Here is a 13,562-nt window from a genome sequence, read left to right on the forward strand (position 1 = left end):
AACGAAACTTCTTGGTCTGATGGATCAAGGGATTAGCAGTGCCACTGTACGGGAGATTCCCATCGATCGGGTTCGGGCCAACCCCTATCAACCGCGGCGGCAGTTCGACGAGCGAGAACTAAAGGAGTTGGCGGCCAGCATCGAAACTTACGGGCTACTGCAGCCGGTACTGGTGCGACCCAAAAGCAATTCTTGGTATGAACTTATCGCCGGCGAACGGCGGGTGCGAGCCGTTCGTCTGCTGGGACGAGCTACCATCCCGGCGCTGGTGCGCGAACTGGATGATGAGGATATGGGCCTTCTGGCCTTACTGGAGAACCTACAGCGGCTGGACCTCTCTTTTTGGGAGGAAGCAGAGGGATATGCGCGCCTGCTGAGCGAATTTGATCTTACCCAGGAAGAGCTGGCCCAACGGTTGGGTAAGAGCCAGAGCACCATCGCCAATAAGTTACGGCTACTAAGACTCCCCGACAGCATTCGGCACAATATTTCCCGGGAAATATTCACCGAACGACATGCTCGGGCTTTATTAAGGTTACCGGAGGCAGAAACCCAGGAAAAAGTGGCGGAGAAAATCGTCAGCGAAAACTTGACCGTGCAGGCCACGGAACAACTGATCGCCCGGATTTTGGGCGAGACCAAACCGAAGGAAAAAAAAGCTCGGTTTATTCGGGTTTATAAAGACATTCGCCTGTTTATCAACAGTGTCCGCCGGGCGGCAGCGGAGTTGAGACAGGCGGGCTTGGAGGTTACTGTTAAAGAGCGGGAAACGGACAACAGTTGGGAAATCAGTATTGTGGTTCCCAAGCAAAAAGACGACCAGGCGGTGCCCGCCTATGCAACGGCCGGCAACGCCCCCCGGTCGTCATAGGAATCGGCAGCCTATGGCTCTACCAAGGCATCTCTAATCCTCTGTAGGGAACACCCCTCGGGTGCGAGCTGAGCCTAGTGTCAGCCCGCCGCCGTAGCTATTTCGCTGGATTACGTAGGCGGCGAAATAACAAACGGAACAAGACGGGGCTTGTTCCCTACTTATTGAAAGGGGTGTATTGATCACCATGATTGTAGAAAATAAGTTAGGGCGCGTGGTAAGTATTATATGTGTTCTGGCGGCAATAACGATTCTGGCCCCGTCGGTGGTGGCTAAAGAGCAGCATTGGGCCTTTGGATCGGTTAAGGCGCTGGTGGATCTGGGTATAGGTGCTGAGCCAGAGCCAGGGTTGGCCGATATTGCAACCGCCAGACTGGACGAGGCCATAAGTCCGCTCGAGTGGCAAATATGGGTACGGCAGGCTGTGGCCTTAGAAATAGGAATGGATTGGGCTAAAGATGAGTACCTAAGTTTTTGGGTTGATGCCTACACGGTGCCGGAACATGAGGGACCACGGTCGGTGTTAACCCGCGGCTACGCTGTGGGCGGCCTAATGAAGATTGGTAACCTGCTGGGTTTTATTCCCGGAGGTGGCCAGGGCCCGTTGGTACACCTGCCACGGTTCAGTGATTGGCAAAAACTGGAGGCCAAGGGGTTGGAAGCACCGTGGGAGCTGATGCTGGCAGCAGGGGTTGTAAACGGCTACCCTGATGGTACCTTGCGTCCAGAGGCACCGCTTACCCGGGCCGAAGCGGCGTGCCTGCTCAAGGCCTGGCTAGAGGTCAGTGCCGGGCTTATTATTTCAGCGCAACCACTTGGTTTCGTCCCTGCTGCTTAGCCTGGTACAAGGCTTGGTCCGCTTTCTCCAGTAAGCCGGTCAGGTCCGGGATATCTTTGTTAAGAGTGGACAGACCAAAGCTGGCGGTAATAAAGACTTCATTCCCCGCTCTGGTGACTAACCCTTGGGCGGCAATTTCTTGGCGTAAGCGTTCTGCCACTTGTTCGGCTGCGGGCAGATCTTTTGTCAGCAGGACAACAAACTCTTCGCCGCCGTACCGAACCAGGATGTCGTCGTCGCGAAGCAGGGTCCGGCATCTTTCGGCTAGCGCTCGCAAGACATCGTCGCCCCCGGAATGACCGTAGGAATCATTAATCTCTTTGAAATGGTCGAGGTCCAACATGATAAGTGACAGGGGGAAGCCGTAAGTCTTGGCTCGCTTAACCTCCTGTTCTGCCACCTGGAAAAAGAAGCGCCGGTTATGCAGGCCGGTGAGGTCATCAATGGTGGCCAACAGGTGGTTAATCATGGCGTGAGCAACCGATTCCTTTAAGGTGGAGAGGGTGTGTACTCGAGCCAGCAACTCATTTTTATCAAACGGTTTGGCGATATAATCGTTGGCCCCGGCTTCAAACCCGGCGGTGATGTCATCCAGTCGGTTCTTGGCTGTGAGCATGAGCACCGGTAGTTCAAACAACGAGAACTTCTGGCGCAGGCGGCGACAAACTTCGTACCCGGACATCATGGGCATCATTACATCAAGAATCACTAAGTCAAAACTGGCGGGCGCTCGGTCGATGATAGACAGGGCCTGAGGGCCACTGGTAGCAGTGACCAGGCGGTAGCCTTGTAAGGATAGTTGATTCACCAATACCTGAAGATTGATGGGATCATCATCTACCGCTAATATCAACGGGTGGCCGGGGCTGTCCTTTTGGGACACGGCTGTTTCTATTGTCAGTGGCTGAACCGGCGGGCTAAGAAGCGGCAGCGGCGCCGGCTCTTGGTCCCTAACAAGATCCAATTCACCGGTGCTGGTTGGCAGCGTAAAGTGAAAGCGGGATCCCAGACCTGGCTCGGACTCCACCCAAATGGTGCCGCCATGGAGCTCAACCAAGCTTTTAGACACACTCAGCCCTAGCCCTGTACCGCCATATTGGCTGGCAATAGAATCGTCCGCCTGCTGAAAAGGCTGGAAAATGTCTTCCCACCGGTCGGCAGAAACACCGATGCCGGTATCGGCCACCACTATCTCCAGCAGACGGTTCTGTTGAGAGGCAGAAACAGTAACTGACCCGGACGGGGTAAACTTGATGGCATTACCAATCAAGTTGTATAGAATCTGCGCCAGACGATTTTCATCGGCTTGTACCATGGGGATGTCCTTTGGGACTTGGTTTTTAAGTTCCAGACTTTTTCCTAGAATCAAAGGACGACAGACCTCTATCACCAGATCTACCACCTGGTGTATGTTAACAGGGGTAAGTTCCAGGTCTATGTCTTTGCTCTTTAACCGACAAAAGTCCATAATATCGTCCACTAAGATAGATAAGCGCTTACTGCTGGCCACAATTAAAGATACATTGCGCTTTTGATTGTCAGTCAAAGGGCCGGAGACACCGTCTAGCACTGATTCTGCAATTCCCAGGATACCGCTTAGAGGGGTTCTAAGTTCATGCGAAGTGGTGGCGAGAAACTCATCTTTCATTTTGTCCAGGGTAAGTAGGCGTTCCGACAAGTCTTCCAGTCGGAAAAAAGCTGCTGCCAAACGGCCCATTAAGGCTAAGTGTTGGGCCAACAGGAACATAAACAGCCCCAGTGGTGCCAAGTGACCGATAACCAAGGTTCGGAAATTGGCAAAGAAGACATCATAGATTATGCTGGCACAGTAAATAATACCCCCCACCAACATAAAGCGCGCGCCTTCTCGTTGGCGTCTGCTGGCTACCGCTAAGACATAAATAAAATAGAACACCAGAAACATGGTATAGAGTTGGTAACTGGTGAGTGTGTGGGTGTAAATGTGGGCCGGGGTAAGCAGTACCAAGGCGCTGTAGCTCAGACTGAGAACCGCTGTAACCCGTTGTATTGTGGGCGACACCTCAGCCGGAAACAAGGCCTTAAGGAGCAGAAGTAACACTAGCATGCTTAAGTAGTATGTAAGGTACTCCAGTTTCAGCTCCCACTCCCAGCTAAAATCCGGGAACACTTGAATCAGGAAGATCTCTCCCACCAGCAGCAATCTCAGGCTCATTAAGAAACAGGCCTGAACAAAATAGATGGCATACCGCTCCTGGCGCCGGACAATTGACAAACCCAGGTAGTGAATACCCAAGGCCAAGAAGCTACCGAATAACAAGAGCTGAAAGGCCAACCTCAGGTCGCGCTGGCTCCGTACTTGCTCCTCGGTCCCAATCCTGATACTTTCCCAGATACCGCCTTTGCGGTGCATGTAATTAGAAACCTGGACCACCAACTCCAGATTGTTCTGCCCCGAATTGAGGGAGACAATTTGCGGTCGGTATTGCGGAACCATCCCCTGGCGACTGCGTTCCACCCGACCGTTTTCCGCCAGTAGTTCTCCATTGGCCCAGAGCTTGTACGCGGTGCACATAATCGGCACCTTAAGTGCTAACGGTGTGTCAAAATCACGGCCTCTTATCCTTAGCCGGAAGGTAGCATAGCCATTACCCGACAATTTTCGGTCCTGTACCAGGTAGCCGTTCCACGAGCGGGGGAGATCAATTAGGTTAGCACTATCGGTCTTTTTTCCGGGCATAAAGTCCGTGGGCTCTAGCAACTGGCCCCAATAAAACTCCCATTCCCCATCGAGACCAGTTGTACCATCCCGCTCAAAGTTCCAGGCACTAAGATCTAAGACTCCGTCCACAGCCCGCGGCTTTTGACTAACCTTTCCTGTTCCCGGCAAGCAGCCGGCGAGAACCATCAGGAATAAGAATGACCATAAAACAAGAGCCCATCTTTTTCTCAATCCCTGCACTCTCCTAAAAGCAGTAAGTGGTTACTTGATAAGTGCTACCGTTAGCTGTATGTCCATTTTAACATCAGTGGTATATTTTGTCGCCAGTTAAGTACGAAATTTACCAAAAAACGTGCCCGGTGGCTTAACCGAACCGGTCACTTGCACCGGGGGCACCTGGATTGGTAGCGGTTAGTTGCCACTGCGCTCAATTAAAACGGCCAGAACAATCAGGATGCCACCTAGGAGTTCACTCCCCTGAAGGTGCTCGCCCAGGATAAAAAAACCTAACAGAACAGTGAAAAAGGGTTCGGTGGTGGCCACAATGGCAGTGCGGCCCGGTCCGAGCCGGGCGATGGAACCGAGGAGGCAGGTGAGGGCTAAGACAGACGGAACCAGAACCAAAAACAGCAACAGGCCCAAACTTGAGCTGTCCCGGGGAAAGCTGAGCGGGGTCCCAGTTACCAGAGCTGTGAGGAAAAACAACAGCGTCGCCCACCAGGTGGTGCCGGCGCTTACCGTCAGTACCGGCAGCTTGTCCAGGGAGCGACCGCCTAGGAGCAAAAAGACAGCGTTACCTAAGGCAGCAGCTACAGCACAGACAAAGCCTGGCCACGATACAGCGCCCAGAACCGGCCCGGCAATTACCAGCAGGCCGGTCAGGGTAAGCAACAAAGCCATTACTCGTTTCTTGTCCGGGTGTACACCGAGAAAGACCATTTCCAGGGCTGTAACCAAGGTGGGATAGAGATAAAAGAGAAATACAGCCAGCCCGGCCGGTATATACACAAAGGCATAAAAGAGGAACAGGACCGTAACTGCCTGGGATAACCCCAACAGTGCCAGTAGCTGGTGTTGTGCAGATTCAATTGGAACGGGCTGCTCACGGTGGGCCCAGAAGCCTAAGATTAGGGCCGCCAACAGAAAGCGCCAGGTGAGGACAGCCAAGGGTGACAGTCCCTGCGCATACAGGAGCTTGGCGGCAATGGCTTCACTGCTATAGGCGAGTCCGGAGACAAGGGCTAGAAAAATACCGGCTAAGACGGTCCGGTCACCTTTGGGGTCAGTGGCTGGGCGGAGATAGTTCATAGTGACACCTTCTTCAGCAAGCAGGTCCGTCGGGGTTTGACCGGGCCTGCAATTTTATCTGTGGGAGCTATGTCGTTTCCATGGAGCTATTGTATCACAGGTGGACCGGAACAGTTGCTGCGGAAAAGATAAGCGAATTATCGCCCCCACGGCCAACTAAAAGAAGGGCTGCTCCAATTAGCGGGCAGCCCTTCTTTTTTGAACCGGATTAATTCTTTTTCGGCAGTGTTTGGAGATAGCTGTGAATAGCTCGAGCAGACTGTTTGCCTGCCCCCATAGCTAAAATTACCGTAGCTGCACCAGTGACAATATCGCCACCGGCAAAAACACCCGGACGCGAAGTGGTACCGGTATCCTCGTTAGCCTTGATGGTACCCTTGTTAGTAAGCTCAAGACCGGGGGTGGTTCTGGGCACCAATGGATTAGGTCCCTGGCCGATGGCTACCACCACTGTGTCTACCGACAGCTCAAACTCAGACCCTGGGATGGCAATGGGTCTTCTGCGACCGCTGGCATCAGGCTCTCCCAGTTGATAGCGAATACAAGTCATAGCCGTCACCCGAGCTTCTTCGTCACCGATGTAGCGGACAGGGCTGGTCAGAAACTGGAAGTTGATTCCTTCTTCTTCGGCATGGCTCACTTCTTCCTGGCGAGCCGGGAGCTCTTCCCGAGAGCGTCGATAAACCACCGTTACTTCTTTAGCGCCGAGGCGGAGAGCGGTGCGAGCGGAGTCCATAGCTACATTGCCCCCGCCGATTACCGCTACTTTGTCCCCAACCTTGATCGGGGTGCCATACTGGGGAAAAAGGTAGGCCTTCATGAGATTGATCCGGGTTAGGAACTCATTGGCCGAGTAGATATTGATCAGGTTTTCTCCCGGTATGCCCATAAAATGCGGGAGGCCGGCACCGGTGGAAATAAAGACGGCATCGTAGCCGCGGTCGAAGATTTCATCGATGGTAGCTGTCTCCCCAACCACAAAGTCGGTCCTGATTTCCACGCCCAGATGGCGGACGTACTCAATTTCTTGGCGCACTACCTGTTTCGGCAATCTAAACTCAGGAATACCATAGATAAGCACGCCGCCGGGGGCATGTAAAGCTTCAAAAATAGTTACCTGGTGGCCCAATCGAGCCAGGTCGGCAGCGGCGGTGAGCCCGGCCGGTCCGGAACCAATAACAGCTACCTTGAACCCGGTCGGCTCCGGCAGCTCAGGAGTGTGAGTACTACCCGAGGCCAAATCCAAGTCGGCAGCAAAGCGCTCCAACCGGCCTATACCGACAGACTCACCCTTTTTCGCCAGGGTACAGTACTTTTCGCACTGGTTTTCCTGCGGGCAAACCCGACCGCAGATGGCAGGAAGGTTGTTTTTGCTTTTGATGGTCTCTATGGCCCCGGTGTAATCCCTGGCTTTGATCTGAGCGAGAAACTCCGGAATGTCAACTTCCACCGGGCAGCCTTCTTTACAGGGCGCATTTTTACAGTGGAGACAGCGAGCCGCTTCTTTCAGGGCTTGGTCCTCAGTATAGCCCAGGGAGACTTCATCGAAGTTACGAACACGTTCTTCCGGTCCCTGCACTGGAACCGGTGTCTTTTTCAATCTTAGTGGCACTTATGGTGCCCCCCCTCATGAATACGGGACAAGGCCAACGCTTCCTTGTCTTTATAGGTGGTCATACGGCGCATAGCCAGATCCCAGTCGATCAGGTGGCCGTCGAATTCGGGCCCGTCTACACAGGCAAACTTGGTCTGTCCGCCTACACTGACCCGACACGAACCACACATGCCGGTACCGTCAACCATAATGGGATTCATGCTGACTATGGTGGGAATACGATAAGGTTCCGTGGTCTGGGCCACAAAGCGCATCATGATAGTTGGACCTATAGCCCAGACCCGGCTGACAGCGTCACCTGCAGTCAGCACTTGTTTGAGCAGATCAGTCACAAACCCCTTATGACAGTACGATCCATCGTCGGTAGACACTAACACCCGGTCACTGTATTGCCGGAGTCGGTCTTCCCAAAACAGAAGTTCCTTGGTGCGGGCACCCATAATAGTGATTACGGTGTTGCCGGCTTCTTTTAATGACCGAGCGATGGGGAAAATGGGAGCGACTCCCACTCCGCCCCCAACCAGGACCACGGTGCCGTAATTGTCGATTTTTGTGGGCTGTCCCAAGGGGCCGACGAATGAGGACAGCTCATCGCCGCAAACAAGCGAAGCCAGTTGCTGGGTGGTGTATCCCACTTCTTGAAATATGCAGGTGACAGTCCCAGCCTCACGGTCAAAATCAGCAATGGTGAGCGGGACCCGTTCACCTTCTTCGTCCACTTTAAGAATAATGAACTGGCCGGCCTTAGCCTTGGCGGCAACATCCGGTGCCTCGATAACTATAAGGTGAATAGCTGGTGACAGTTGTTGTTTGTAGGTAATGCGATACAAACTACAAACCCCCTTGCACAAGTAATGTAAGGACTTCTAAGCCCAGAAACATCGCCTACCTAACGTTGAGGACCAGCACTTAAGATAAGAGATGCTTAGATCAAGAATCAGCTATTATTATAACAAAAAACTGGTCCCAAGAGGGATAAAATTTAATTTGGTCAAGGTCAACATTTAGTTTTTAGCCGAAACTCGATCCAGAACATGTCTTGCTTGGTCAGTATCAGGTGTAATTTCTTGAAGGCCTTCTTTTATGGTTGGGAAGGCGAGCTCTGTGCTCGGCCCTCCCAAAGAGATCCAACAGTCTCCACGGTGCTTTAGGTGAACTGGCATAAGGATTGTAACACCACCTCTGGCGCTAATCGCCCTTGGCGGCGCGCCGCTGCACTAATTCCCGCGCTTTGCTCGGGGTCATTTGGCTGAAGACGTCCTCGTTTACCTGCACAGTTGGGCCCCCGTTACAATGTTCTAAGCAGAAAGTAGCTCCCAGATCGAAATCCGCGCTAGAGGCACATTCCTTAATGGAATCCTGAAAAGCTTTGAGAACATCGTAAGCTCCCTTCAGGTAGCAAGACGTCCCTACACAGACCCTAATCTTAGTTTTAGCATTTGTAGCCGGTTCCACTGCTACCTCCTCCCCGCTGATACGCCGCCGTGGCGCGTAGGTGGTATGAAGAAGTTCCTCTGCTTTTTTACTTCCCGGTTGGCCCAAATGTCTCTGGTACAGCCGTTCAATAATAGGATTGTCATCAGCACAGCGTAACTCTCGTTGTTGATCAATTTGATACAGCCCTTGGGCGCGCAGTTGTCGATGCTGGATATCGTTTGGTAGTGGTTGGCCCCCGCCGCCGACACAGCCACCTGGGCAGGCCATGACTTCTATCAGTTGGTAGTTGCACTGGCCTTTCTTAATGGCCTCGACCAGTCTTTTCGCCTGGGATAGCCCATGTACTACCGCTACCTGGATCTCTTGTTCACCTAACTTAATCCTACCCTCTTTAAGGCCCTGAAAACCCCGCACGGCCTGGAACTCAATGGGAGGCCTCCTGCCACCGTCAGCCCGGGCAGCAGTCCGCAACACCGCCTCGGCCACACCGCCGGTGGTGCCAAAGATTAGGCCCGCCCCAGTAGCTATGCCAAAGGGCAGATCAAAGGCTTCGGCCGGCAACTGAGCAAAATCTAAATTAGCCTCGCGAACCATTTGCGCTATTTCCTGGGTGGTCAAGACAGCATCTACATCGAGCATGCCGTCCCGCCCCAGTTCGCGGCGCTTTGCTTCAAATTTCTTGGCTGTACAAGGCATGATGGAGACAACATACAGATCCTCCCGCTTTACCTCCAATTCTGCCGGTAAATAGGCTTTAGCGATAGCCCCGAACATGCTTTGAGGAGAGCGGCAGCTGGAGATATTAGCCAGATACTCGGGATAAAACTGCTCGGCAAATTTGACCCAGGCTGGACAGCAGGAAGTAAACAGGGGTAAGTGACTGTTGGAGCGCAAGCGGTGGACAAACTCATGATATTCTTCTTGTACAGTCAAGTCTGCAGTAAACGAAGTGTCGTAAACCTGGTCAAAGCCAAGCCTCCTGAGGGCGGCTACCAGTTGTCCCGTACCAATGGTGCCCGGCTTTTGGCCAAAAGCTTCACTGAAAGCCACCCGTACGGCCGGGGCCACCTGCACCACCACTTTCTTGGCAGGATCATGCAGAGCTTTCCAGACCCGATCCAGATCGGATTTAACTGTTAACGCTCCAGTGGGACATACGGCTGCACATTGACCGCAGTTTACACAAGCCACTTCGCTCATTTTCTTGCCGAAGGCCGGCATCACAGTCATCTTACTGCCCCGCTGGGCAAAGCCCAGCACTCCTACTCCTTGGATCTCATCGCACATGCGGACACAGTCACCACAGAGAATACACTTAGACGGATCATGGACCAATGCCGGTCCTACATCCACCGGTCCGGCTGTTTTTTTCTGAGCAAAACGAACCGCCCGGATTCCTAAACGATGAGCCAGTTCCTGCAACCGGCAACTGCCGTTTTTTTCACAAGTGGTGCAGTCACGGTTGTGGTTGGATAGAACCAATTCCAGAATCATTCGGCGATGATGTAACAGCCGCTCGGTAGCGGTAAAAATTTTCATGCCCGCAGCCGGAGGCTGAACACAAGCAGCGTATAAGCGACCCTTATCATCTTCCACCATGCACATGCGGCAGGCTCCATAAACTGAAAGCTCAGAGTGATAACAGAAGGTGGGGAGATCCACCCCGGCTTTACGAATAACTTCCAGAACGTTCTTCTCGCCGTTGATCTCAATTTCCCGTCCATCAACAATCATAGTAGCTGCCACTTAATTCACCTCCTTGATCGCACAAAAGGCACACTTTTTAACGCAGGCCCCACAGCGTATACAACGGGCGGGATCAATGATAAAGGGCTGCTTAAGCTCACCGCTAATGGCACCTACCGGGCAGTTCTTGGCACAACGGCCGCAGCCACGACATTTCTCCGGGTCAATCACAAAGCTGCGCAGGGCCCGACAAACCCCAGCCGGGCAGCGCCGCTGGCGCACGTGGGCCAGATATTCGTCCCGGAAGTGGCGCAGGGTAGATAGTACCGGATTGGCTGCTGTCTGGCCCAGACCGCACAGCGACATATCGTGCACCATGTGAGCGATTTCTTCCAGGAACTCTAAATCCTTTTCTGTTCCCTGGCCGGCTACGATCCGTTCTAGAATCTCCAGCATCCGGCTGGTGCCTTCACGACAGGGAATGCATTTGCCACAGGATTCCCGTTGGGTAAAGTCCATGAAAAAGCGGGCCACCTCCACCATGCAGGTGCGCTCATCCATAACCACCAGGCCCCCGGATCCCATCATAGCCCCGGCCCGCTTGAGGGAATCGAAATCGAGCGGTAAGTCCAGGTGTTCTGTTGTTAAACAGGCACCGGAGGGACCGCCGATTTGTACGGCCTTAAACTCCCGGTCATCTTTGATCCCGCCGCCGATATTAAATATTATGTCCCGTAAAGTAGTTCCCATGGGTACTTCGATCAGACCGGTGTTCTTGACATTGCCGGTGAGGGCAAAGGCCTTGGTGCCATGGCTGGTAGGTGTACCCAGACTAGAAAAGGCCTTAGCGCCGGCACGCATAATCAGCGGCACATTAGCAAAAGTCTCCACATTATTGAGCAGAGTCGGACAGCCGAACAGCCCTCTTTGGGCCAGCCGTGGCGGCCGGGGAACCGGCATGCCCCGCTTGCCTTCGATGGAAGCTACCAAAGCCGACGATTCACCGCAAACAAAAGCACCGGCTCCTTGATTGATGTGCAGTCGGAAGGAAAAATCTGTTCCTAAAATGCTATCGCCTAACAGGCCGTATTGTTCTGCTTCCCGAATAGCCTTAGTTAGCCTGTCCACGGCCAACGGATACTCAGCTCGGACATAAATGTAGCCTGCGACTGCTCCGACGGCGTAACCGGCAATAGTCATCCCTTCCAGAACCTTATGGGGATCGCCCTCCATAATACTGCGATCCATAAAGGCGCCTGGATCACCCTCGTCACCGTTACAGACCACATATTTGGCCTCTCCGGCGGCCGCCCGAACCGCCTGCCATTTTCTCCCGGCCGGGAAGCCGGCACCGCCTAAGCCTCGCAGCCCAGAAGCCAAGACTTCTGCGATCACTTCAGCGGGGGTGTGCTTAGCTAAAGTTCGGGCCAAGCCCTGATAACCGTCCCGAGCAATATACTCCCGGATGTCTTCAGGATTCATGTGCCCGCAATTACTTAAGGTTTGGCGATGTTGTTTTTGATAGAAGGGAATATCTTCTTCCCGTTCAAAATGTTTGGTGCTGCCTGGAGCTGTATAAGTCAGCCGCTTGACACAGCGACCGCCCACAATGGTTTCTTGAATAATCTCCTCGGCATCCTCAGGGCGCACGTGTACGTACATAAAATCCTGGGGCTCAATCAGCACCAACGGTCCTAGCTGGCAGAAGCCGCGGCAACCGGTTTTATCCAGTTGGGTGGCGTTGCTCGGGACATCGTGCTCCAACAGATAATCCAGATCAACCACTACGCCGGATTTCTCAATGGCTGCCCGTAAAGCACTATAAACAAGGAGCGAACCGTTAGCTACACAGCCAGTCCCGGCACAGACCAGAATGCGCTTTGCTGCTCTACTGGTGGCTGCGCGATAAGTAGCGGCGAGTTGATTCAGTTCCTCACCTGATCTAATTTTTGCCATGCTCTGTTCCCCCTGCCAGCTTATCGATGATGGCGACAATTTTGTCCGGTGTTGCCTGCCCATAAACCTGGCCATTGATGGTTACCACTGGGGCCAAGGCGCAAGCCCCTAGGCAAGCCACCGTCTCCAAGGTAAACATCAGGTCGGCGGTGGTTGTTTCATCATCTGCCAACTTTAACCGTTGCCGGATTGCGGTCAGCAGAGCTTCTGAGCTGTGCACATGGCAGGCGGTACCATCGCAACATCTAATTACGTACTTTCCTTTTGGCTGCAAAGAAAAGTTTTCATAAAAAGTAGCCACGCCAAAAACTTTAGCTGGGGATAATCCCATACCCGTGGCCACATACTGAAGAACTTCTTCCGGCAAGTAGCGATAGACCTCTTGTACCTCTTGTAATACAGCTACCAAGCGTTCGGGACGATGTTGATGCCGCTGTAAGATATCATTTACAGCTGCAAACCGGCGGCCACAACTTAGTTCTGTCGTTGCCATAGCTAGTTCCTCCGTTTCGTTGCTTACTACTGTGACTGTGTAGCTGCTTGTGTTACTTTCTTGACACTAATGGGAGCCAACTTCTTCTCTTCAAAAGGTGCAAATAGTGATATTTTGCCAATTTGACCCTCCATTAGACTCCAAAAGTAGCGCGTAGCGAGAAAAATGCTGGATACGCCTGCGTTTTCCTAGGTCAAGTATAGCATGTTTGTTATGTTTCTGTCAATCTTAATTGTTTCGTGTTGGCGTTAACATTTGGTAGTTGAAAACGGTTGGTTTTCAACTGGGTACCTTAGGGGCCACTTGATACCACGTCGGTTACTACGGCACCGGTTTGTTAGTGGCTGCTGCGGGGCGGTGTTAATAGAGCCAGTTATGGCAATAGAAAGACCAGTCGGTACTTTGCACCTGTTGTGAGCATTGGGATAGCGGCAGCGCCGGTTTGCCCTTGGTTCTGCTAGCTGTCCCCGCTAGTCCGGTGGGGTGCCTTAAGACCTAGTCGCGCTGCTAGCGGGTACTGTTTGATTAAACATGACCTGGGTGGGAGCTTTCATTAGGGTATAATGTAACGGTTTTTGGCGAAAAAGAAGGAAGATCTGTTAGGGTGTGGAATTAAGTACAAGATTAGAGATTGAGGTGAGCGCCCATGGGAAAAGT

General features: G+C 52.9%; 9 protein-coding genes. 2 read left to right on the forward strand and 7 right to left on the reverse strand.

The window, feature by feature from the left end:
- Positions 1-19: 19 nt before the first annotated feature.
- Positions 20-871 (forward strand): nucleoid occlusion protein, encoded by an 852-nt coding sequence (gene noc, locus GX016_02090; protein HHT70355.1) that lies wholly within the window; start codon positions 20-22, stop codon positions 869-871.
- A 187-nt stretch (positions 872-1,058) separates the two neighbouring features.
- Positions 1,059-1,709 (forward strand): S-layer homology domain-containing protein, encoded by a 651-nt coding sequence (locus GX016_02095; GenBank protein HHT70356.1) that lies wholly within the window; start codon positions 1,059-1,061, stop codon positions 1,707-1,709.
- Here the strand turns inward: GX016_02095 and GX016_02100 are convergent.
- From GX016_02100 to GX016_02130, 7 genes are all read right to left on the reverse strand, one after another.
- Positions 1,669-4,641 carry a diguanylate cyclase gene (locus GX016_02100; protein ID HHT70357.1) on the reverse strand — a complete coding sequence of 991 codons (2,973 nt, stop codon included), beginning with the start codon at positions 4,639-4,641 and terminating at the stop codon, positions 1,669-1,671. The genes GX016_02095 and GX016_02100 overlap by 41 nt on opposite strands.
- Before the next feature lie 180 nt (positions 4,642-4,821).
- Positions 4,822-5,718, reverse strand: coding sequence for a DMT family transporter (locus tag GX016_02105; protein ID HHT70358.1), 897 nt, complete (start codon positions 5,716-5,718; stop codon positions 4,822-4,824).
- Positions 5,719-5,926: 208 nt separating this feature from the next.
- A complete protein-coding gene (gene gltA / locus GX016_02110; GenBank protein HHT70359.1) occupies positions 5,927-7,330 on the reverse strand; it encodes an NADPH-dependent glutamate synthase in 1,404 nt (467 codons plus the stop codon).
- The gene (locus tag GX016_02115; GenBank protein ID HHT70360.1) at positions 7,321-8,163 is read right to left on the reverse strand and encodes a sulfide/dihydroorotate dehydrogenase-like FAD/NAD-binding protein; all 843 of its coding nucleotides are present in this window, start codon (positions 8,161-8,163) and stop codon (positions 7,321-7,323) included. The genes gltA and GX016_02115 overlap by 10 nt, the downstream gene beginning before the upstream one ends.
- A gap of 358 nt (positions 8,164-8,521) precedes the next feature.
- The gene (locus GX016_02120; protein HHT70361.1) at positions 8,522-10,516 is read right to left on the reverse strand and encodes a 4Fe-4S dicluster domain-containing protein; all 1,995 of its coding nucleotides are present in this window, start codon (positions 10,514-10,516) and stop codon (positions 8,522-8,524) included.
- The gene (locus GX016_02125; protein ID HHT70362.1) at positions 10,517-12,412 is read right to left on the reverse strand and encodes an NADH-quinone oxidoreductase subunit NuoF; all 1,896 of its coding nucleotides are present in this window, start codon (positions 12,410-12,412) and stop codon (positions 10,517-10,519) included. It lies immediately after the preceding gene.
- On the reverse strand, positions 12,399-12,905 hold the full coding sequence (locus GX016_02130) for an NAD(P)H-dependent oxidoreductase subunit E (GenBank protein ID HHT70363.1): 507 nt from the start codon (positions 12,903-12,905) through the stop codon (positions 12,399-12,401). The genes GX016_02125 and GX016_02130 overlap by 14 nt, the downstream gene beginning before the upstream one ends.
- Between the last annotated feature and the right edge of the window lie 657 nt (positions 12,906-13,562).

This window comes from Bacillota bacterium (genome assembly GCA_012837285.1).
GTDB lineage: Bacteria > Bacillota > DTU030 > DUMP01 > DUMP01 > DUNI01.